Source organism: Roseburia yibonii, from assembly GCF_014297335.1.
GTDB lineage: Bacteria > Bacillota > Clostridia > Lachnospirales > Lachnospiraceae > Roseburia_D > Roseburia_D yibonii.
In genome coordinates, this window is sequence record NZ_JACOQH010000001.1 from 266,014 (window position 1) to 286,985 (window position 20,972).

Consider the following 20,972-nt stretch of genomic DNA (forward strand, 5'->3'; position numbering starts at 1 on the left):
CCTTCTTTCATTATCTATATTATAACAAACAAAAAAAACATGGCAAATATTTGCCATGCTTTCTTTTTACGGAATAGGACTTAATATCTTCCAAAAATAATCCCAGAAACCCATTTCCTGCCGCCTCCTCTGTTTTTGATAACCAAAAACTATCAAAATCAGGAGGCGGAAACTGTCGGCCAATCCCGCGGTTTTCTACGATTTCCGTCGATTTTTTACGACCGGATTTTTCCTTTCCCTTGCTGTTTCTCTTATGCGTCTTTCGATTTTTGTCGAAAAATATTGTATGACTTTTTCATCCCATTCCGGTCAATGGGACGAACACATCGCGAGAAAGTCTCTGCATTTGTCCGAATTTTATAGTATAATGACTGACAGATGTCATTTCATTTTGAAATCCCTATTTTTTTATAAAAGGTAAATGGTTTCTCACGGCTCTGCTATTACCGACCGCAATAAAAGGATATTATCTTTTGTTTATTCCGGAAGAATATGTTTCATCAGAAACGAATAAAGAACAGGTTTTGCAGGCTTTGTGGAGGAAATGGTATTTCAATGCATCTTTCTTCATTTTATTGAAAGCGCATGGAAAGACAGATCACGAATAATCAAATTTCGAAGATGAGAAAGACTTATGGAAAAAACGAAAAATTTCAAGACAGAATATCAGGCTTTTTTACAGCAGTACCCTTACCGGACCATCGAGGTCGACGGCACAAGGATCCGGTATCAGTACGGCGAAAAAGAGGGCGCACCCGTCCTTTTATTCTTTCACGGACTGGAAATGCAGGAAACATGGATGCCCTATGCGCTGCATTTTGGCCAAAACTACCGGTTTCTGATCTATGAATATCCACTCCACATCACCAACGTGGATGAGCAGATGGCATTTACCTTCGCCTTATTAAAAGCGCTTGCGATCAGACAGGTGATCCTGATCGGATGCAGCGACGGCGGAGTCCACGCACAGATCTTTGCAAAAAACTATCCCGAGGTCGTAACGAAAATGATCCTGATCACAACGCTGACTCTGGATTCCGATTATCTCCGCCATATCAAAAAAGCATGGTTCGTCACACCACTTCTTTTACTTTTTCTCAAGCTGATTCCGGCAAAAACAGAAATGAATCTTCTGCTCAAAAAGTGCCAGGGCTTTTTAACCTGCGAATCACCGGAAGGTCAGGCATACGGCAGAACGTTTTATGAGACAGTGACTTCTGACCTGTGCTATAAGCAGCGCTATATCCACAGTGTGAAGTGTGTCTCCCTGTTGAAAGATTATCCGGTATTTGATCCGACGGATTTTGCGTATCTGCGTGGAAAGATCCAGGTTCTTATCCCAGAAAATGACATTTTCACAAAAGAAGACCAGGCACGGCTGTCCGCTCTGTTTGAGAAGTTGGATGCCGAAATCCTGCGTGCACCCGGCGGACATATGGGCTTTGTCGTTCAGGCAGAAGATTATATGGAAAAAATAGAGAAGTTTCTGGCACGCCAATAGAATTTTTGACATTATGATAGGTATGACCGGTATCAGATTTGAACTCGTAAATGAGGAAGGATGGATGACATGGAAATATATGAAGTTGAAAAAAGAACAGCGCAGCTTTTGACAAGCCTTTTAGACATTTGGGAAGGATCGGTTCGCGCAACCCATCATTTTCTTTCGGACGCGGAAATTGACCGGATCAGGGAATACGTTCCACAGGCTCTCACCAGCGTCAAACATCTGATCGTTGCAAAAAATGACCGGGGTGAACCAGTCGCTTTTATGGGAACAGAACAGAGCCGTCTGGAAATGCTCTTTCTCTCTGCGTCAGAACGTGGAAAAGGAATTGGAACCAGACTGCTGCAATATGGCGTTCAAAATTATGGGATCCGGGAAGTTACGGTCAACGAGCAGAATCCGCAGGCGGTAGGATTTTATGAACATTTCGGCTTTCAGACCTATAAAAGAACGGATCTCGATGAGCAGGGAGATCCGTATCCGCTTTTGTATATGAAGCTGATGTGAAACAGAGACGGAATGCGTTCCACATCCCGCTCTGATCAGTGGTCGTCAAATGGACGCTCGTGCAAGCACGGCGTCCGTTTTCTTCGTCGCCATTACACAAACAGCAGTGTATCCTTATTCGAAAAGATACACTGCTGCATTTTTTTGTTCTTATTTTTATTTCAGTTCAAAACGCTCGACCATGTTTGAGACAAACTCGGCGTTCGTCGGACGTCCGATCTCCTCACTCCAGGTAAACGGATAATACCGCACCAGATTTGCCAGATTCGCATCCCGCCAGGCATGTTCGATCGCGTCACGGATGCTCTTCTCCACACCGCCGATGGACACACCGTTTTGTTCCGCCACGACCGGATAGATGTCATTGGTGATCTGTAATTTCCGGTGTTCTTTATTTTCCAGTCCCATGCAGATCGCGTCTGCCAGAAAATAAGTTCCTCTTTTCTGCGCCGTAAATCCCATTTTTTCCAGTTCCCGGCGTATGTAGACGCGCTGATATTCCCTTTCCTTTTCCATGCTGTACTCTGCAGCAAGCACCTGTGTCTGATCCGCCGTCTTATTCTGATAGTACGGAAATGTCATCTGAATGATCTCCAACACATTTTCCGGCGAATACGCGCCATTATGTTTCTGATATACAAAATCCGAACCCAGTTCGCGCACGCAGCTCAAAACGGATTCCGAGCTCGTATTCGTGACGGTGATGATCTCCGGAAGCCTTTCTAACTTCGCCCGCATTTCCTCCAGCAGGTGCATGCCATCGCCCTCATCCAGTTCCAGATCCAAAAGCATCACATCCACATCAAAGGAAAGAAGCATCTGCATCGCCTCTTTCTGGCTGCCGGTTTTTCCTACCAGCGAAAATGCCGCGTTATTCCGTATTGCCACCTGAAAAGACCGGCAAACCATTTCATCGTCCTCTACCATTAAAATCTTTATCATTCCTGTTTCATTTCTCTTTCTTACATACTCCTTAATCCCCGTATACTATAAACATTGTACGCAAGAAGCATATGCCCTTCTCTATGCTTTTTGCGTATTTTTCCGGTTTCCATGCATATACGGCACCGGCTTACTTTCCAATGTCTTCCACCGTTCCGATGAACACCGGCAGATTTGTATCATCTTCCACGATCGCATAGACAAACGGGCGATCCAGATACACTTCCTTCGGTTCTTCGTCCGGATCCTGTGGTGCCGCGGATTCTGTCATGATCTCTACCACGGTCGCCGCCCCTGCTTTGGTTCCGCGCGCGTCCACACAGATATGCGTTTTATGCAGCACTCTGCCGATCCATACCGGAACGTCCGACTCCTCAAAGATCCCCGGAAATTCCGCCTGATCTTTGTCAAACGCGAGCGGCATGCCAAGTGCCTTTAATGTGTCGGAAAGCTCGAATCCGGTATCACTCTCGAACGCCGGAAGCATCGTATAGACGGTTTCTTCCTGTGCTTCCTCCATCAGTTTCAGGAACGTTGCTCCGTCCAGTTGATTTACATAATCATTGATTTCAATTCCCTCATTTGGCAGGAGCGCCACAAAGGAATAGCCTTCTTTGTATGCTTTCCGGAATCCGGTTTCCTTTTCCCCGCACAGGTACTCCCTCTCTGTCGCTTCCATCAGATCGACGTTCTTTTTGGTTCCGTCCGCGCAGGTAAATTCCTGGTCTTTTAAGATATCGCTTTCCTCATATTCGTTTTCCCATTCCGCATCAAAAGACGAAGCATTGATCAGATACATATCAGCGCCTTCCGGTATCTCATCAAGTATTTTTTTCACATTTCCATCGGTCTTTTTTTCTACCCACTGATTGATGGCATCTACCGTATCGTTTCCAAAAGAAGTCTCAATAATATCCGCGTCAAGATCCGCTCCGTTGCTCTCTAAAAAAACCTGTTTTGGCGTTCTGTCCGCTGCTTCGCGAAACCAGATCGAATTTGCTCCGATGTAAGACGCGTCCTTCTCATCCGGAAGTCCGTCGGTAAAGCGCATCAGATCCGTGCGCCCCTCCTCGCCGGACATTCCGCCATATAAGACCTGTTCCATCTGCTTTCCGGTATTGCCGTCTGCGCCGTATCTGCTCATCTCAAGCGCCGTCATGACGGAAAGCGGTGACACCATCGTATTCTTTCCCTCCGCGTCTGCCATTGCCCGGCTCTCTCTTAACAGGTTTACGGAAAAATCCGCATATGCCGCGCGAAACGCGTCTGAGACCTCGCCCTTTGCTACGGTCTTCTCCTTTTGATACTGCACGGAAAGGTTCTGCGTCTCCCCGCTTTTTTTGCTTTCCCCATGATTATCATCTTCCTGCTTTGTCACAGCGCATCCGGTCAGACATGCCGCAAGGCACATACCTGCCGCCACAGCTCCGAAGATCTCTTTTTTTCTCTTTTCCTTTTTCATAACTTTTACCTCGTGCCATAAAAAAACAGGCCTATTGCACTTTGTCTCTGTTACCTAAATTATAGCGTAACACAAGCACTTTCGCAATAAGCCTGTCCTGTTTTCAATTAGTCTGTCAGCAAATTCTGCATGCTCTTTAAGCCGATCAGAAGTGTTGATGCATTATGAAGCAGCGCTGAAGTCGCCGGCTGTAAAATACCGCCCACGCCAAGCACGATAAGACCCGTATTGAATCCCACGATCGTACGGTAATTCTTATGGATCCGTTTCATAAGGCTGTCACTGAGAAGCTTTAACGTCACGATCTGATACAGATTGTCCGCGCCAATGGTAATGTCTGCGATCTCTTTTGCGATCTCCGCGCCATCACGGATGGCGATTCCTACGTTTGCCGCAGAAAGTGCCGGAGAATCGTTGATTCCGTCACCGATCATAATGACTTTTCTTCCCTTTTCTTTTTCCTTTTCGACATAGCCGACTTTATCCTCCGGAAGGACTTCGGAATAATACTCATCCACGCCTACCCGCTTCGCGATCGCGCGCGCGGTACGCTCACTGTCTCCGGTCATCATAACTACTTTGGAAATTCCGGCTTTCTTTAAGGAATTGACCACTGCCTCTGCCTCTTCTCTGAGCGGATCTTCGACACAGATGACTGCCGCAAGTTCCCCTTCGATCGCAAGATACAGATGGGAGTATTCTTTTGGAAGCTCGTCAAACTGCTGCTGCATTCCCTCCGGAATCCGGCAGTTTTCATCTTCAAAGACAAAGTGATGGCTTCCGATAATTGCGCGTTTTCCGTTGATTGAAGTGGAAATTCCATGCGCAACAATATATTCTACCTTTGTATGCATCTCTTCATGCGCAAGATTTCTCTGTTCCGCCGCGTCCACAACCGCTTTTGCCATGGAGTGCGGGAAATGCTCTTCCAGACACGCCGCGATACGGAGCAGTTCATCCGTGGACTGTCCGTTGAAAGATACCACCTTCGCAACGGTCGGCTCAGCCTTTGTGAGCGTACCTGTCTTGTCAAAGACAATGGTATCCGCTTCCGCGATCGCTTCCAGATATTTTCCGCCTTTTACCGTAATATTGTAAAGGCTTGCTTCACGGATCGCGGAAAGTACCGAGATCGGCATCGCAAGTTTTAACGCACAGGAGAAGTCAACCATCAGAACCGAAAGCGCCTTGGTCACATTTCTGGTAAACAGATATACGAGACCGGTACCCGCAAGCGTGTACGGCACAAGACGGTCTGCAAGATGCTCCGCTCTGCCTTCAGATGCGGATTTTAATTTTTCGGATTCTTCGATCATGGTAACGATCTTCTCGAAGCGGCTGGAACCACCGACTTCTTTTACTCTGACCGTCACTTCTCCTTCCTCTACAACGGTTCCCGCATATACGGAACTCTCTACGGTCTTCCGCACCGGAACGGATTCTCCGGTCAGGGATGCCTGATTGATCATTGCCTCACCGTCTGTTACGAGGCCGTCAAACGGAATGACATTTCCCATATGTACAATGACCTGGTCTCCTTCTTTGATGTCGGATACCGGAACCAGGATCTCCTGATCTTCGGTCTTTAACCAGACTTTACTTACATTTAAGGACATGGTTCTTGCCAGGTCGTCTACCGACTTTTTGTGTGTCCACTCGCCAAGCAGTTCTCCGATGCCAAGTAAGAACATTACGGATCCCGCGGTATTAAAATCTCCGCGCAGCATGGAGATGCTGATCGCTGTCGCGTCTAAGACCGGTACCTCGATCTTTTGCGCCGCAAGTGTCTGTAATCCTTCTTTGATATATTTTATGGATGTAAGTCCTGTATAGCATACCCGGAGCGGATATGGCAGAAGGAATTTTCTCGCGTAATGGAAAAGTACCTTATAGACCAGCTTGTCCTGATACTCCTGGTTTACTTTTCTTCCTGAATTTTCGATCAGACCTTCCGGCATCTCCACATCTTCATAGTGGAATTTTCTGAGCCGGTCTATGATCGCTTCTCTGTCACCGACATAGCAGATGATCGCGTCGCCGGTGCGTTCCCTTACCTGCACGGATGTCACATATTTGAAACTGTGCAGATAATATAACAGCGTGTCTGCCTGCGCAAAGGTCATTCGCTTCTGCGCCATATGTACACGCATACGTCCCTTGATCTCATGCTTGATTTGAAATTTCAAATTGATTCACTCCTTAGAAAAACACCTGCAGGATCCTGCAGGCGTTCTTTATTTTTTCAGATCAGTCACTTATCTTATTCTTCTGTTGTGTCCGCTTCTGCTTCTTCTTCCACGTCCTCAACTGCTTCTGCTTCTGCGGCTGCTGCACGTTCTTCATTCTGCTGTTTTGCTTCTGCGTAGATATCTCCCGCATTCTCCTGAACGGTAGCTGCTGTCTTCATCACGCAGTCCTTTGCTCTTAAAAATGCTGCGGTGCATCCGGTATAAACCTTCTTCGCGTCATCACTGGAAAGTGCTTTGATACCTGCGGTACCAAACAGAACTCCTGCTGCAAAAATACCTGTCTTCGCCCAATTAATCTTTTCAAAACACTTTAACATTTCTTTTACCTCCGTAACTTTTCTCTACAGTTTTTATCATATATTAGTTCGCCTGGTTTACATTTTCAAGACTTTTTTCACTAATGATAATTTTTATCAGTTCCCAGTTCTTTAATATATATTTTCCTATAACAGGATCATACATCGTTCCGAGGTTTTTTCAATCTCTTTGTAGCAATATTTGAGATCGTGCCTGATCCGTCTGCACACCGCAAGCGCCATATCGCTCACCCGCTTGGAGTGTCCTGCGGTATAAGGGCTTTTCGCATCCAGCGCGCTGACCAGGCACTCGATGATCTCGTGGTAATCAATATCTCCGTAATAAAAATTGTCTTTCATTTTCTGTCTGCCTCCATATTTCCTACCCCAATGCCACATCGAGCATCATCATGACCGTGAATCCTGCCGCGAAAAGAAGTGTTCCCACATTGGAGTGCGCCCCTTCGGACATCTCCGGGATCAGTTCTTCCACCACCACATAGATCATGGCTCCCGCCGCGAAGCTTAACAAATACGGCAGTACCGGAACGATAAAACCTGCCGCCGCCACGGTAAGGAGCGCGCCGATCGGTTCCACGATACCGGAAAGTACACCACAGATGAACGCCTTCCCCTTGCTCATCCCTTCTGACCGGAGCGGCATCGATATGATCGCTCCCTCCGGAAGATTCTGGATCGCGATTCCAAGCGCGAGCGCGAACGCTCCCATCGCCGTGATATCACCATTCCCCATGCGATACCCGGCGTATACCACACCAACTGCCATTCCTTCCGGAATGTTGTGAAGCGTCACCGCGAGCACCAGCATAGTCGTCCGCTTCAGCTGTGTATGCAGCCCTTCCGCGGTCTCTGCTCCCATGTGCAGATGCGGTATGATATGATCCAGAAAAAGTAAAAATAAAATACCAAGCCAGAATCCGACTGCCGCAGGGAGAAACGCAAGTTTCCCAAGCTCTGCCGACTGATTCATCGCCGGTATCAAAAGACTCCAGATGGATGCTGCTACCATGACTCCCGCCGCGAAACCGGTGAGTGCCTTCTGTACAATGCGGTTCATGCTGTTTCTTCTCATAACAAACACGCATGCCGCACCAAGTGATGTTCCCGCAAACGGGATCAGGATCCCGCTTAATATATCAGTTGTCATAATCCATCCTCCTCTCTGTTAGTTGCATCTAACTCCATCCTGTGTTATTGTACTATACTTTTGCGAAAAAAAACAGTATGCGCGCAGAATTTTTTTCTGCACACATACTGCTCTTGCACTGACAGACCTATGGTAAGCCACACGCGGTCTTATTCAAAAGAAACACTTAACGGATCGGTGTCAAAAATTGTATCATAAGTATCCGTATCAAATACATGGAACGTAAATTCCACATTCTGGATCTGCCTGATCCCTGCCTGATCTAAATCACTGCTGAGCAATGTGATCCCATCATTTGCGGTTTTTCCCGCAGCCACATCGCAGGAGAAAACACTCTGCGTCATGATCCCGTTGACGGCTGCTCCGACAGCCTCATTATTTTTGCCCTGCAGCGGAATTACTCCATTGCCGACGTAAATGAACTGCTCTTTGAAAAAGGCTTTTCCTTTTTACATTAATTTTCCTCGATGTGATCGCAGCCCTGGGCTATGATCGTCCGCACATGATCATCCGCGAGAGAATAGAAAATGGATTTTCCCTCCCTGCGGCTCTTCACCAGCTTGTTCTGTTTTAAGATCTTAAGCTGATGTGAGATGGCCGACTGCGTCATCTGCAGCACCTGCGCCAGATCACACACGCACACCTCCGCTTCAAACAAAACAAATAAGATCCGGATCCGTGTAGAATCTCCAAATACTTTAAAAAGCTCTGCGAGATCGTATAACTCTGTCTCCTCCGGCATCGTCTCATTTACAATTTTAAGCAGATTTTCATGCACTTCCACCGCATCACAACACTCTACTTCTTTTTCTGCCATTTTATCACCCGCTTTTTCTTTCTTATGAAAAATCAGATCCTGTACCGGTCCGGCACAGGATCTTTCATTCGCCGCTTTTCAGTCTAACACACTTACAGCTTTTTTACAAATAATACCCGGATTGCGTTTAATACCGCGAGCACCATAACTCCTACGTCCGCGAAGATTGCAAGCCACATATTGGCGATACCGAGTGCTCCGAGGATCAGGCACAAGACCTTGATACCGATCGCGAAGTAAATATTTTCGTAAACAATACGCATACATTTTCTTGCGATACGGATCGCTTTTGAGATTTTTAACGGATCATCATCCATCAGGACAACATCTGCCGCTTCGATCGCCGCGTCGGAACCGAGCGCTCCCATTGCGATTCCGATATCCGCTCTGGAAAGTACCGGCGCGTCATTGATACCATCTCCGACAAAGACAAGTTTTGCCTTTGCGTTCTTCTCTTTTAAGAGTTCTTCGACTTTGGATACCTTGTCAGCCGGAAGCAGTTCACTGTAAACCTCTCCGATGCCAAGTTCCTTTGCCACCTGATCCGCAACTTTCTTTGAGTCACCGGTCAGCATGACTGTCTTTTCGATCCCTGCATGCTTTAAGCTCGTGATCGCTTCTTTCGCATTCGGTTTTAAGAGATCGGAAATCAGGATATGTCCCGCATATGCGCCATTCACTGCCATGTGAACAACGGTTCCGACATGATGGCATTCCTTATATGGAATTCCAAGACGCTCCATCAGTTTTGCGTTTCCGGCAGCAACCGGGATCCCATCGATCTTTGCAGTCACACCGTTTCCGCTGATCTCTTCAATATCGGTCACGCGGCTGCGGTCGATCGCCTTGCCGTACGCTTTCTGCAGGCTCTTGCTGATCGGATGGGAGGAAGCGCTCTCTGCTAATGCCGCATACTCCAAAAGTCTGGCTTCTTCCATCTCATTATGATGTACCCCGCTTACCTCAAACACACCCTGTGTCATGGTACCGGTCTTATCGAAAACCACATATCTGGTCTGGGCAAGTGTCTCTAAGTAGTTGGAACCTTTGACTAAAATACCCTCTCTGCTCGCTCCGCCGATCCCGGCAAAGAAGCTGAGCGGAATACTGATGACCAGCGCGCACGGGCAGCTGATAACCAGGAAGGTAAGCGCACGGTAGATCCAGTTGCCCCACTCCGGTGCAAGCCCCATGGCAAGCATCCGGACAAGCGGCGGCAGGACAGCCAGCGCAAGCGCTCCGTAACATACTGCCGGTGTATAGTATCTTGCGAACTTGGAGATAAAATGCTCGGATCTTGATTTCTTGGAGCTGGAATTTTCCACCAGATCCAGGATCTTTGATACCGTAGATTCCCCAAATTCTTTTGTGGTCCGGATCTTTAACACACCCGTCATATTGATGCATCCGCTGATGACTTCATCTCCCGGCGCAACCTCACGCGGAAGACTCTCGCCCGTCAGCGCACTGGTATTTAACGTTGTCTTTCCCTCGGTGACCACACCGTCGATCGGGATCTTTTCACCCGGCTGTACCACGATGACCGAACCGATCTCAACTTCATCCGGGTCTACCTTTTCCAGTTTTCCATCCCGCTCGATGTTTGCGTAATCCGGGCGGATGTCCATCAGCTCACTGATGTTCCTGCGGCTCTTTCCGACCGCATAGCTCTGGAACAGTTCCCCGATCTGGTAAAACAGCATAACCGCAACGCCCTCGGTATAATTTCCAAGTACAATGGCACCGACCGTTGCAACTGCCATCAGGAAGTTCTCATCAAAGACCTGTCTGTTTAAAATTCCCTTAAACGCCTTTTTCAAAATGTCATATCCGATAACCAGATATGGGATCATAAACAGCAGAAATCTTACATATCCTTCCACCGGGAGCTGTGAAAACACGATCATCAGCACCGCTGCCACAAGAATCCGGATAAGAACTTTTTTCTGTTTCTTATTCATAGCGTTCCCTCCTCTTTTTCCTTAACTGCTGCATCGCGCAGCCTGTTTTTTAGAAAAAGATCTCGCAATCGTCTTCTACTTTTTTGCAGTTCTTTAAAACATCCTGCATTACTTCTTTCGGATCTTTTCCCTCTTCAAACTCTACGTTCATTTTTAAGGTCATGAAGTTTACGGTAGCATCCTTTACACCTGCGGTGTTCTTTGCTGCTTCTTCCATTTTGTTTGCACAGTTTGCACAGTCTACATCGATCTTATAAGTTTTTTTCATGGTATGATTCCTCACTTTTCTCTTTTTATTTTTGTCTCAAACATATGAACATTTATTCATATGTTTGAGTTTATTATAGCACCGCCACCGGCATTGTCAATAGGTTTTCACCATTTTTTATTCTACATTTTTCAAAGCCTCATCCATCGGGATTTTGCGGATGCGCGCCATCTGGAAGAACGCCACGACAAAGTAAACGATCAGTCCGAGTACGAACATCTCTCCGTATACCTTCGGCGCGACATACATCATAAGCCAGCCGTGGAAGTCCGCCATCATACTGCGGTAAATAAGTTCGATCAATAGATACGACAGTGGGATGCTCACAGCGATACTGCACACCACGACCCAGGTCGTCGCCGTAAGATACAGTTTTCCGATCTCCCGGTTGTCATACCCCAGTATTTTTACCATAGAGATCGATATCGTATTCTTCTCAATGATCAGTTTGGTCAGAAGATATACAAGCAGGGCAAACATCACTATGGCAAATACGTTGATCACCTGGAACATATCTCCCATGGAAACATCAAGCTGTCTTGAGATCTTGGTCAGATCATCCTCCGTCACGGTCGATACGATATTTTCCTTCGGGATATCCGTTAACTTTTCATCCGAAAAATATCCGTTAAAATAGTCCGCGTCCTTTTCAAACACATCCCGGTATTCATCGATATCCATAAAGATACAGATCCCCGCCGGGTAAGTATAGATCCCTTTTACCTCAAACTCGAACTTTTTATTTCCATATGCCTCTTTTAAACGGATCGTATCCCCTTCTTTTATGCGGTACTTATCCGCATAGCTGTCAGAGATAAACACGCCATCTTCCGGCAGTTTGGCATCCACATACGCACTGTCCGGTTCAATTCCGTATGCCGTCACTTCGTCGCTCTCTTTATCTTCAAATACCGTTTTTAATGTGGATACACAGTAGGTCTCCGCCGCGTCATTTCCCGTCTCCGCCGGAGTTTTTAAGATGTACTGGTAATCCGCGATCATATGGTCTAAAACTTCATCCTGATAATGATTCAAAAGCGGAACCATCATAAGGCCGAACATTAAAAGGATATTGGCAAATAAGATCCCGACCGCAAGTGTCACATAGCTCGCGCTGTTCTGGAAAATGATCCGCAGGCGGAAACGGTTGAAAAATTTAAAGTGCGGCAGGCGCACTGCTTTTTTCCGCCTTGTCTTTCTTAAATCACGCCGCAGGAAGTTAAGCGGGGATAACTGCAGTTTGTGGGCGATCAGCGCAACGTTTACTAAGAGCATGATAATAAGCGGCACAACCGTTGTCAGCACAAACGCCTGCGCATTCCATCTGGTTACATAGGTCGGCAGACTGTAGCTGTTATAATATACCCCCGCAAACACATCCTTAAACACACTGTATCCGAGTATATTTCCGATGATCGCGGCGATAAAAGTCACAAGGATCGGAAGGCTGATATAATGTCTTAACAGTTCGCCTTTCGTATAACCGGACGCACGGAGCGTTCCGATCACGCCCGCTTCTTTTACGATCGTATTGTTCGTCGTCACGCCGAAAACAAATGCCATGATCACGATCACAATGTAGAGCAGCGTGAGGATCATCGAGCGGTCGCCGCCAATATCATCGCCGGTAAAATGAATGGCGGAATTGGTGTACGCCGGCAGGAATCCGGTCAGGGCATTTCCATCCATCGCGGCGGCTGTCGCCACATCTTCCATCAGATCGGTACCCATATCTTTCGCCTTTGTATCATTTTTCGGTGCTTTGTCATATTTCCATGCGTAATTGTAGCGGATCGTATCCGAATCAAAACTGTCAAATCCGTCCTCCGTCACGATCGCGACACCGAATTTCACCGCGTCAAACATCATATCCCCGTTGTTTGAAAAAAGCGCGCTGTAATCCGAAAGTGCCACCAGCCCGGAGATCGTATACTCCGTGCCGCCTATGGTGACCGCATCCCCGATCGCGAGATCATTGTTTTTGGCATACATGCGGTCAAGCGCAATCTCATCTTCGGATGCCGGCATTTCCCCGTCCATCAGGCACACCAGATCTACCTTATCTCTCTCTTTAAAAATGCGCAGGGTACTGTCTACCCCTTTTTCCGTCTTCTGTTCCAGATAAAAATGCTCGCAGACCGTGACATCTGATTTTTCGATCTCATCGATCAGGGCATCATCCGCTTCTGCCGCAAGCGTAAAGTTTCCGTCTTCAATGTTGTATTTTTCAAAACTCTCATCGTACGCCTGTAACATGCTGTCGTCCGCCACAAGGAATCCGGAGATCATGCCGATCGTGAGCGTCATAAATAAAAATACGACCAGATATTTTGAAAGATCACCGACCAGTTCCCTGGGCAGGCGTTTGCGTAATGGATTTTTCATACGTTCTCCCCCTTTACCATTCCAGATCTTCTGCCGCGATCTTTGTCTCGTTGCAGTAATTTTTCCGTATCGCGCCATCACGCAGTTTGACTACGCGGTCTGCCATATTTTTGATCGCGTCATTGTGCGTTACCATGATGACCGTATTTCCGTATTTTTGATTGACATCCCCGATCAGTTTTAAGATTTCCTTTGACGTGTGGTAGTCAAGCGCTCCGGTCGGCTCATCGCAGAGCAGGATATCCGGATTTTTGACGATCGCACGCCCGATCGAGGTACGCTGCTGCTGTCCGCCGGAAAGCTGGTTCGGCAGCTTGTGTCTGTGCTCATACAGCCCCAGGGTGTGGAGCAGGTCGTCAATGTCAAGCGGACTGTCACTTAAATAAGCGCCGACCTCGATATTCTCCTTCACATTCAGATTCGGGATCAGATTGTACATCTGAAATACATAGCCCAGATGTTTTCTGCGATAACGTGTCAGTGTCTTTTCGCTCATATCTCTGGTCTTTTCTCCATTGACCGATACATAGCCGCTGTCCGCCGTATCGATCCCTCCTATAATATTAAGCAGCGTGGATTTTCCCGAACCGGAAGGCCCGAGCAGCACACAGATCTCACCTTTGTTCACCGTAAAATCAATGCCCTGCAGTACCTCCGTGCGGTTCTCACCGCTTCCGTAACCTTTTTTTAATTCATGAATCTCCAAAAACATAATTAGCTCTCCCTTCTATATGTTTTTATATATGAATAATTGTTCATATGTTTATATATATTATAGCAAAAATACAACCGTTGTCAATTCCTAAAAATACTGTTAAAATTATTTATAGTGTTTCGCAATCATTTACAGCAAAGGAAAAAGAAAAATGGAATTATGGGATATTTATAATGAAAACAAAGAAAAGACCGGCCGCACGATGAAACGCAACGACTGGAATATGAAGCCGGATGAATTTCACCTGACCGTGCTCGGTGTGATAAAGCGCCCGGACGGCACCTATCTGATCACCCGCCGCAAGCTCGATAAGGAATGGGCAGCCGGCTGGTGGGAAGTCCCGGGCGGCGGTGTCGTTGCCGGTGAAAGCTCCGCGGATGCCGTAAAGCGTGAGATCCTCGAGGAGACCGGCATTGATGTGACCGGTGCGGACGGCGGCTACGCGTTTTCCTACAAGCGGGTCAACCCGGAAGAAAAAAACAACTATTTTGTGGATGTCTACAAATTTACCATGGACATCGATACCTCTGATGTAAAACTGCAGGAGGCCGAAACCTCCGGTTTTTCTTTCGCCACGCTCTCTGAGATCAGTGACTACGCAAAACAGGGCATCTTTTTACATTACGACAGTATCAAAGCGGTTTTTGACTGATCTTTGTTTTTATCAAAGAAGCAGTAAGAAAGCAAATCTGCTTTCCTACTGCTTCTTTTTTATCTGTTACCCATCAAATCTTTTTCATCATCCCATAAATAAATTAGTTGTTTACGTTGAATGCGCCCATGCCCGGATATACTGCCGCTGCGCCAAGCTCTTCTTCGATGCGTAAAAGCTGGTTGTATTTTGCGACACGCTCGGTTCTGCTCGGTGCGCCTGTCTTGATCTGGCAGGTATTTAACGCTACCGCAAGATCTGCGATCGTAGTATCCTCTGTCTCGCCGGAACGGTGGGAAGCGATCGCTGTGTAGCCTGCCTTGTGTGCCATCTTGATTGCTTCCAGTGTCTCAGATACGGAACCGATCTGATTTAACTTGATCAGGATGGAATTTCCGCAGCCAAGGGAAATACCCTTTGCAAGACGCTCGGTATTGGTAACGAACAAGTCATCGCCGACTAACTGAACCTTATCGCCAAGCTCTGCGGTAAGCTTCTTCCAGCCTTCCCAGTCTTCCTCGTCCAGTGCGTCTTCAATGGAGATGATCGGATATTTTTCTACCAGACCTTTCCAGTGTGCGATCAGTTCATCAGATGTAAATACCGTACCTGCCTTCGGCAGCTTGTATTCACCGACTTTTCCGGTCTTCCACTCGGAAGAAGCCGCATCCATCGCGATCTTGAAATCTTTGCCAGGTTCATAACCGGCTTTCTTTACTGCCTCGAGGATCGTCTCGATCGCTTCTTCATCTGATTTCAGTGCCGGTGCGAAACCACCTTCATCACCAACGGATGTTGCAAGTCCTCTGTCTTTTAAGATCGCTGCCAGTGCGTGGAATACTTCCGCACACCATCTTAAGCATTCTTTGAAAGAAGGTGCACCAACCGGCATGATCATGAATTCCTGTACGTCAAGTCCGGATGAAAGCGCATGGCATCCTCCGTTTACGATGTTCATCATCGGTACCGGAAGTCTGTTTCCGGAGATTCCGCCGAAGAAACGGTAAAGCGGAATGTCAAGTGATTCTGCTGCCGCTCTTGCACATGCAATGGAAACTGCAAGGATCGCGTTTGCTCCGAGTTTGGATTTGTCCTTGGTTCCGTCTGCTTTAAACATAGCAGCATCTACTGCATAGATGTCAGATGCGTCCATGCCGCAGAGTGTATCGTTAATGATCGTGTTGATATTATTTACAGCCTTCTCCACGCCCTTGCCAAGATATCTTGCCTTGTCACCGTCACGCAGTTCCAATGCTTCGAATTCTCCGGTAGAAGCTCCACTCGGTGCCATTCCTCTGCCGATCGTTCCATCGACCAGTGTTACCTCAGCCTCTACGGTTGGGTTTCCTCTGGAGTCTAAAATTTCGCGTCCGATTACTTTCTCGATTTCAAGATAATTCATTCTAAAATACTCCTTCCGTTATTGACAGAAATCCTCCCGCCGGGAAGCTCCAATTCCCGGCGGAAAGGAAAGTATTCAGCAGTTACTCTCCCGGAGTCTGTCATATGATTTACGCTCTTTTGTTAGCCTTTGCTAACTTAGATTAGAGTATCAAAACCTCTAAAAAAAATCAAGCGACGGTAATAGCTATTTTTTATCATCTTTTCTGCTTTCGATCACATGGCGCAGTGCCATAACGGGATGATAAAAAAGCATCCTCGGCCCGCTAAAGCGCATGACTTCACGGATCTTTTCCCGCATTTCCGGTTTATAACAGTGTACCCTGCAGTTCGAGCAGAAGGTCTTGGTCTCCATAAACGGACATTTGTCACTGCGCGCACACGCATACTCTGACAGTGCCAGACATTCCGGGCAGAGCTCCTCTTTGTGCGATCCGTCTTTTTTTCGTGTGATCTTCGTGTGATGTTTCTTTTTGCAGTAAAGCGCGATCATTTCAGAAACCATCTTCTTTTCGCGCTCACGCTTGCTCTCCTTGTCGCGCATCAGCTCATCCTCCCGTTTTCTACCGAATAGACCTGGTCGGCGATCCTCATGGTGGACGGCCGGTGTGACACTAATACCATTGTCTTTTTGCCGCGCTCTTTTGCGAGCGACTGTAAGATCACTGCCTCATTTAAGCTGTCCAGATTGCTGGTCGGCTCATCCAGCAGGATAAATGGTGCGTCATGTAAAAAAGCCCTTGCAAGTCCGATCCTTTGTCTTTCCCCACCGGATAACGTATCCCCAAGTTCCCCGACTTCGGTGTCATATCCCTCTGGCAGGCTCATGATAAAATCATGGATGGACGCTTTTTTACACGCCGCGGTCAGTTCTTCTTCGGTCGCGTCCGGCTTTGCCACCTTCAGATTATTCGCAATGCTGTCGTGAAACAGACTGGTCTCCTGCGTCATATAGCTCTCCATCGCACGGAGGTCCGAAGTGTTTATGTCTGCCACCGGCACACCGGAAATTTTAATCTCTCCCTGTTTTACTTCAAAGAAACGCAAAAACAGCTTTAACAGTGTGGATTTTCCGCTTCCGCTTTTTCCGATGATACCGGTCACGGTATTCGCAGGTATTTTGCAGGAGACATCCGAAAGGATCGTTTCCGATCCATAGGAAAACGTCACCTGTTCTGCCCCGGCATCCCGGAATGTGACCTGTTCTTTTCCGGTTACCTCTTCGACCTGTGGTTTTTCTTCCAGAATATCAAGCACACGGTTTCCCGCCGCAAAAGTATTCTGCAATGTGCTACCGAGATTTGCCAGCGCGACCACCGGCCCAAAGGAACTCATAAGCGCAAACGTCGGGATGAGCACTCCGTCAAATCCGACTGCCCCGCCCTGATACAGGAAGGACGCGCAGACGAGCATGACAAGATCCGCTGTTAAGATCACGGCACCGGTCACTGCCGTACCGCGCCCCGCCAGACGTTTCATGCGCGCTTCATCCTCCGCGAGCGCGTCTGTCTGTTCGTTCATCCGGCGCAGGCGCTCCGCTCCCTGTCCGTACTGGATCGTCTCCGAAAGTCCGCGCAGACTGTCTAAGACAAAGCCGCTTAACGCGCCGGACCGTTCCCGGAAGCGCAGACCGTTATCCCCGTTTGCTTTTGATAAGAGAAACGGCACAAGAAGCCCGACGGTAAGATACGCCACAAGCGCGACCACCCCAAGCAGTGGATGAAAGCTTCCGATAAACACACACGCGGTCACGGTAAAGAGAAACGCGATCACTGCCGGAGAGATCGTGTGGGCGTAAAACACTTCCAGAAGTTCGATATCCGATGTGATGACCGCGATCAGGTCGCCCCGGTCACGCCCTTCGAGTTTCGCCGGACTAAGCTTCCGCAGCGCAAAAAATACACGGTTGCGCAAAAGCGCAAGCAGTTTAAACGCAATGAAATGATTACAGGACTGTTCCCCGTAGCGCAAAAATCCACGCGCAAATGCACACACCAGAAGCAGGGTAAAAACAAAACCGGTCGGAACTTTGTAAACACCTGCGATGCCAAGCAGCGCATAGCCGCCAAAAACGGTAAGCAAAGACGCGCAGAGATGTCCGAGCAGTCCAAGGAAAATGGCAAGGATCATATATCCTGTGAGCGGTCTTACCAGCCCGATCAGTTTTGCCATTACGGTAATATTACTTCTCTTTTTCATGCCGTCTCCTCCTTTTCTATATGTTCCAATGCCTGCTGTGTATTCCAGAGTGACGCGTACACGCCACGCTTTTCCAGCAGCTTTTCGTGTGTGCCCCGCTCTGCCAGTTTTCCGTCCGCAAGCACATAGATCCGGTCTGCGGTTACCGTATTCGCAAGCCGGTGTGAGATCACGATCACGGTCTTTTTTTGTGCCAGCGCAATGATCTGTTCCATAATGTCATTCTCGCTCTCGACATCGATGTTGGAAGTCGCCTCGTCGAACAGATAGACCGGGCTGTCATGCAAAAGTGCCCGCGCAAGCGCAAGTCTCTGCCGCTGTCCACCCGAGAGATTGGATGCCTGCGCGGTAAGCACGGTATCCAGTCCCTGCTCGCTTTTTAAGAAATCCGAGAGCTTTGTCTGCTCCAAAACCCGCCAGAGTTCTTCCTCCGATGCATCCGGCTTTGCCATAAGGAGATTGTCACGCACCGTCCCGCCAAACAGATAACTGTTGTGGCTGACGTAGGTGATATGCCGCATCCTGCTTTCCTCTGAAATGTCATCAAAATCCACGCCGCCGATCGTAAGCGTTCCTTTCCTTCTTTTGTTCTGTCCGGTCAAAACGGACGCAAGCGTGGACTTTCCACTGCCGCTTTCTCCCACGATTGCCGTAAAGCTGCCCGGTTTTAATTCCATGGAAATATCATGCAGGATCTCCCGTCCAGGCTCATAGGAAAAGCAGACCTCGTCCAGCCGGATCAGCGCCTCTGTATCCGGGATCTCCTGTTTTTTCTCCTGCGGTTCCTCTTTTAATTCCAGAAGCCGGAACATCTTTCCGCTCGCCGCCATCCCGTTCATCGCAATGTGGAAGAAGCTGCCAAGCTGCCGCATCGGGAGAAAGAAATCCGCAGACAGAAGGATGATGAGCAGACATCCCCCAAACCCGGTATGCCCGCCACGGTACTGTAACAGCGCCACAACAATACCAAGCGCGGCTCCGCCGTATGCGACGATGTCCATGATCGTGATCGAATTCAACTGCATAGTAAGCACCTTCATCGTGATCTTCCGGAATTTTTCGGATTCCTCGTTCATTTTTGCGTGGCGTATTCCGTCCGTCTGATAGACCTTTAACGTGGTGAGCCCCTGCAGATTTTCCAAAAACGTATCTCCGAGCGCCGTATACTGATCCCAGTATCTGGACAGCAGTTTCTTTGCCCAGGTCTGGACGAGCGCGATCGCAACCGGGATGAGCGGCACGCAGACAAACAGAAGCACCGCCGCCGGAACACTCACCGACAGCAGCACGATAAAAAGCGTGAGCGGTGCTGCCATCGCATAGAAAAACTGCGGCAGATACGCGCCAAAATAGGTTTCCAGCTGCTCAACTCCCTCAACCGCCACCTGCACGATCTCGGATGTTTTTAACTCTTCCCGGTAGGACATTCCCAGTTTTAAAAGCTTCTGATAGATCTGTTCGCGCAGCGTCTTTTTTACCGCGCGGACGGACAGATAACTCATCCGGCTTGCCCCGGTCGTAAGAAAATAACGCGCCACATTGACTGCTGCCACAAGACCGGCAAAGAGAACGATGTCCCGGCTGTCCGCAGTTTTAAAAAAAAGTTTCTGTAACAGTAAGGCGATCCCTGACATCATAACGATATTTGCCACCAGGGAGCACCACATGAGCACTACATTCCCCGCAATGTATTTTTTGCTGTCCGGCACCATTCCCACCAGACGTTTGTCGATCATCATCCTGTTTCCTCCTGATTTTTCTTCTCATAAACGAAAGAAAGCCCCGGAGCATAATGTTCCGGGACTTTCCTTCGTCTCTAACTACTGTATCCCAAACTTCGCAAAGGATATCTCACACCCATGTGCGATTCTGCTGCAAATATTTACTGCTGCGCTCATGACTCCGCTATAAATATCATCCAGGGTCTCTACTTCCAGGTATGCGCGGTCCTCTGTGATCTCTGCCATCTTAATGTCTTCTAAATCCCGCATTTCTTTTAAGATCTCCGCGGATTCTTCATCCGATACGGGTTTTGAAAAACGATAATATCTGGCCATGTTCCTCATCCTTTCCATTTCTTGGTAGTTTATTCTAACAGTTATTAGTGTTTTGTAACTGTTTTTATCATACTACCTTTTCCGGAAAAATGGGAGTAGCTAATTGATACTTTTTTTCAGTTATTCTGTTAATTTTTACCGGTGAAACAGTCCTTTTTTCTGATACGGCGCACTGCTTACGGATGTCACCTCATAGCCGATCTTCTTTACGGCCTCTTTTAACGCTTCCTCCGGGATCTCCTCCTCGGAAAGGATCACTGCCTGACCCTTCTTGTGGGAAGCGCTCACTTTCTTTACCGGAAATGCCGCGCGGATCGTGTCATTTACATGCGTCTCACACATTCCGCACTGCATGCCATCTATTCCTACTGTAGTCTCGATCATAC

Annotated in this window: 21 protein-coding genes; 3 read left to right on the forward strand and 18 right to left on the reverse strand. The window is 47.8% G+C overall.

Translation table 11 applies throughout. The features are described from left to right. Positions 1 to 634: 634 nt before the first annotated feature. Both H8Z76_RS01355 and H8Z76_RS01360 read left to right on the forward strand, forming a co-directional pair. A complete protein-coding gene (locus H8Z76_RS01355) occupies positions 635 to 1,501 on the forward strand; it encodes an alpha/beta fold hydrolase (protein ID WP_186981420.1) in 867 nt (288 codons plus the stop codon). Between the two features lie 69 nt (positions 1,502 to 1,570). After that, positions 1,571 to 2,014, forward strand: a complete 444-nt coding sequence (locus H8Z76_RS01360) for a GNAT family N-acetyltransferase (RefSeq protein ID WP_186981421.1) — start codon at positions 1,571 to 1,573, stop codon at positions 2,012 to 2,014. 156 nt (positions 2,015 to 2,170) lie between these two features. Here H8Z76_RS01360 and H8Z76_RS01365 read toward each other — a convergent pair whose 3' ends face one another. The 12 genes from H8Z76_RS01365 to H8Z76_RS01420 all read right to left on the reverse strand — a co-directional run bounded on the left by H8Z76_RS01365 (position 2,171) and on the right by H8Z76_RS01420 (position 14,274). After that, the gene (locus H8Z76_RS01365; protein ID WP_186981422.1) at positions 2,171 to 2,956 is read right to left on the reverse strand and encodes a sporulation initiation factor Spo0A C-terminal domain-containing protein; all 786 of its coding nucleotides are present in this window, start codon (positions 2,954 to 2,956) and stop codon (positions 2,171 to 2,173) included. A 130-nt stretch (positions 2,957 to 3,086) separates the two neighbouring features. Further along, positions 3,087 to 4,418: a serpin family protein gene (locus tag H8Z76_RS01370; RefSeq protein WP_186981423.1), complete on the reverse strand. Its 1,332-nt coding sequence runs from the start codon at positions 4,416 to 4,418 to the stop codon at positions 3,087 to 3,089. 107 nt (positions 4,419 to 4,525) lie between these two features. Further along, on the reverse strand, positions 4,526 to 6,604 hold the full coding sequence (locus tag H8Z76_RS01375; protein WP_186981424.1) for a heavy metal translocating P-type ATPase: 2,079 nt from the start codon (positions 6,602 to 6,604) through the stop codon (positions 4,526 to 4,528). Positions 6,605 to 6,678: 74 nt separating this feature from the next. Beyond that, positions 6,679 to 6,984 carry a DUF6110 family protein gene (locus H8Z76_RS01380; protein WP_186981425.1) on the reverse strand — a complete coding sequence of 102 codons (306 nt, stop codon included), beginning with the start codon at positions 6,982 to 6,984 and terminating at the stop codon, positions 6,679 to 6,681. A 126-nt stretch (positions 6,985 to 7,110) separates the two neighbouring features. Continuing rightward, positions 7,111 to 7,323, reverse strand: coding sequence for a hypothetical protein (locus tag H8Z76_RS01385; RefSeq protein ID WP_186981426.1), 213 nt, complete (start codon positions 7,321 to 7,323; stop codon positions 7,111 to 7,113). Between the two features lie 22 nt (positions 7,324 to 7,345). Next, a complete protein-coding gene (locus tag H8Z76_RS01390) occupies positions 7,346 to 8,131 on the reverse strand; it encodes a ZIP family metal transporter (protein WP_186981427.1) in 786 nt (261 codons plus the stop codon). A gap of 149 nt (positions 8,132 to 8,280) precedes the next feature. Further along, positions 8,281 to 8,475: a hypothetical protein gene (locus H8Z76_RS01395; RefSeq protein ID WP_147617931.1), complete on the reverse strand. Its 195-nt coding sequence runs from the start codon at positions 8,473 to 8,475 to the stop codon at positions 8,281 to 8,283. Positions 8,476 to 8,585: 110 nt separating this feature from the next. Further along, complete coding sequence (locus tag H8Z76_RS01400; protein ID WP_022516037.1) at positions 8,586 to 8,948, reverse strand: ArsR/SmtB family transcription factor; 363 nt, start codon at positions 8,946 to 8,948, stop codon at positions 8,586 to 8,588. Positions 8,949 to 9,040: 92 nt separating this feature from the next. Further along, positions 9,041 to 10,909, reverse strand: a complete 1,869-nt coding sequence (locus H8Z76_RS01405) for a heavy metal translocating P-type ATPase (protein WP_147617929.1) — start codon at positions 10,907 to 10,909, stop codon at positions 9,041 to 9,043. A 49-nt stretch (positions 10,910 to 10,958) separates the two neighbouring features. After that, a complete protein-coding gene (locus tag H8Z76_RS01410; protein ID WP_022516035.1) occupies positions 10,959 to 11,177 on the reverse strand; it encodes a cation transporter in 219 nt (72 codons plus the stop codon). A 117-nt stretch (positions 11,178 to 11,294) separates the two neighbouring features. Beyond that, complete coding sequence (locus tag H8Z76_RS01415; RefSeq protein ID WP_186981428.1) at positions 11,295 to 13,562, reverse strand: ABC transporter permease; 2,268 nt, start codon at positions 13,560 to 13,562, stop codon at positions 11,295 to 11,297. 13 nt (positions 13,563 to 13,575) lie between these two features. Beyond that, entirely contained in the window at positions 13,576 to 14,274 is a 699-nt protein-coding gene (locus tag H8Z76_RS01420) for an ABC transporter ATP-binding protein (protein WP_022516512.1), read from the reverse strand. Between the two features lie 154 nt (positions 14,275 to 14,428). Between H8Z76_RS01420 and H8Z76_RS01425 the strand changes: the two genes are divergently transcribed. After that, positions 14,429 to 14,929: an NUDIX hydrolase gene (locus tag H8Z76_RS01425; RefSeq protein ID WP_147617926.1), complete on the forward strand. Its 501-nt coding sequence runs from the start codon at positions 14,429 to 14,431 to the stop codon at positions 14,927 to 14,929. 103 nt (positions 14,930 to 15,032) lie between these two features. On the opposite strand, the gene eno is transcribed toward H8Z76_RS01425, so the two are convergent. The 6 genes from eno to H8Z76_RS01455 form a co-directional block, all read right to left on the reverse strand. Continuing rightward, positions 15,033 to 16,331: a phosphopyruvate hydratase gene (eno, locus tag H8Z76_RS01430; protein ID WP_022516510.1), complete on the reverse strand. Its 1,299-nt coding sequence runs from the start codon at positions 16,329 to 16,331 to the stop codon at positions 15,033 to 15,035. A 186-nt stretch (positions 16,332 to 16,517) separates the two neighbouring features. Beyond that, positions 16,518 to 16,874 carry a nitrous oxide-stimulated promoter family protein gene (locus H8Z76_RS01435; RefSeq protein WP_147617925.1) on the reverse strand — a complete coding sequence of 119 codons (357 nt, stop codon included), beginning with the start codon at positions 16,872 to 16,874 and terminating at the stop codon, positions 16,518 to 16,520. Further along, entirely contained in the window at positions 16,874 to 18,529 is a 1,656-nt protein-coding gene (locus tag H8Z76_RS01440) for an amino acid ABC transporter ATP-binding/permease protein (RefSeq protein ID WP_186981429.1), read from the reverse strand. The genes H8Z76_RS01435 and H8Z76_RS01440 overlap by 1 nt, the downstream gene beginning before the upstream one ends. Then, positions 18,526 to 20,268: an ABC transporter ATP-binding protein/permease gene (locus tag H8Z76_RS01445; protein WP_186981430.1), complete on the reverse strand. Its 1,743-nt coding sequence runs from the start codon at positions 20,266 to 20,268 to the stop codon at positions 18,526 to 18,528. Before H8Z76_RS01445 ends, H8Z76_RS01440 begins: the two co-directional genes overlap by 4 nt. Positions 20,269 to 20,349: 81 nt before the next feature. Further along, positions 20,350 to 20,586: a hypothetical protein gene (locus H8Z76_RS01450; RefSeq protein WP_022515512.1), complete on the reverse strand. Its 237-nt coding sequence runs from the start codon at positions 20,584 to 20,586 to the stop codon at positions 20,350 to 20,352. Positions 20,587 to 20,721: 135 nt separating this feature from the next. Then, positions 20,722 to 20,970, reverse strand: a complete 249-nt coding sequence (locus tag H8Z76_RS01455) for a heavy-metal-associated domain-containing protein (protein ID WP_186981431.1) — start codon at positions 20,968 to 20,970, stop codon at positions 20,722 to 20,724. Between the last annotated feature and the right edge of the window lie 2 nt (positions 20,971 to 20,972).

Coding starts and splice junctions, on each gene's coding strand:
- H8Z76_RS01380 (WP_186981425.1), bottom strand. CDS start 6,984: ATGTTAAAGTGTTTTGAAAAGATTAATTGGGCGAAGACAGGTATTTTT.
- H8Z76_RS01405 (WP_147617929.1), bottom strand. CDS start 10,909: ATGAATAAGAAACAGAAAAAAGTTCTTATCCGGATTCTTGTGGCAGCG.
- H8Z76_RS01395 (WP_147617931.1), bottom strand. CDS start 8,475: ATGACGCAGAGTGTTTTCTCCTGCGATGTGGCTGCGGGAAAAACCGCA.
- H8Z76_RS01390 (WP_186981427.1), bottom strand. CDS start 8,131: ATGACAACTGATATATTAAGCGGGATCCTGATCCCGTTTGCGGGAACA.
- H8Z76_RS01440 (WP_186981429.1), bottom strand. CDS start 18,529: ATGAAAAAGAGAAGTAATATTACCGTAATGGCAAAACTGATCGGGCTG.
- H8Z76_RS01410 (WP_022516035.1), bottom strand. CDS start 11,177: ATGAAAAAAACTTATAAGATCGATGTAGACTGTGCAAACTGTGCAAAC.
- H8Z76_RS01365 (WP_186981422.1), bottom strand. CDS start 2,956: ATGATAAAGATTTTAATGGTAGAGGACGATGAAATGGTTTGCCGGTCT.
- H8Z76_RS01450 (WP_022515512.1), bottom strand. CDS start 20,586: ATGGCCAGATATTATCGTTTTTCAAAACCCGTATCGGATGAAGAATCC.
- H8Z76_RS01455 (WP_186981431.1), bottom strand. CDS start 20,970: ATGATCGAGACTACAGTAGGAATAGATGGCATGCAGTGCGGAATGTGT.
- H8Z76_RS01385 (WP_186981426.1), bottom strand. CDS start 7,323: ATGAAAGACAATTTTTATTACGGAGATATTGATTACCACGAGATCATC.
- H8Z76_RS01355 (WP_186981420.1), top strand. CDS start 635: ATGGAAAAAACGAAAAATTTCAAGACAGAATATCAGGCTTTTTTACAG.
- eno (WP_022516510.1), bottom strand. CDS start 16,331: ATGAATTATCTTGAAATCGAGAAAGTAATCGGACGCGAAATTTTAGAC.
- H8Z76_RS01445 (WP_186981430.1), bottom strand. CDS start 20,268: ATGATGATCGACAAACGTCTGGTGGGAATGGTGCCGGACAGCAAAAAA.
- H8Z76_RS01400 (WP_022516037.1), bottom strand. CDS start 8,948: ATGGCAGAAAAAGAAGTAGAGTGTTGTGATGCGGTGGAAGTGCATGAA.
- H8Z76_RS01370 (WP_186981423.1), bottom strand. CDS start 4,418: ATGAAAAAGGAAAAGAGAAAAAAAGAGATCTTCGGAGCTGTGGCGGCA.
- H8Z76_RS01425 (WP_147617926.1), top strand. CDS start 14,429: ATGGAATTATGGGATATTTATAATGAAAACAAAGAAAAGACCGGCCGC.
- H8Z76_RS01415 (WP_186981428.1), bottom strand. CDS start 13,562: ATGAAAAATCCATTACGCAAACGCCTGCCCAGGGAACTGGTCGGTGAT.
- H8Z76_RS01435 (WP_147617925.1), bottom strand. CDS start 16,874: ATGCGCGACAAGGAGAGCAAGCGTGAGCGCGAAAAGAAGATGGTTTCT.
- H8Z76_RS01360 (WP_186981421.1), top strand. CDS start 1,571: ATGGAAATATATGAAGTTGAAAAAAGAACAGCGCAGCTTTTGACAAGC.
- H8Z76_RS01420 (WP_022516512.1), bottom strand. CDS start 14,274: ATGTTTTTGGAGATTCATGAATTAAAAAAAGGTTACGGAAGCGGTGAG.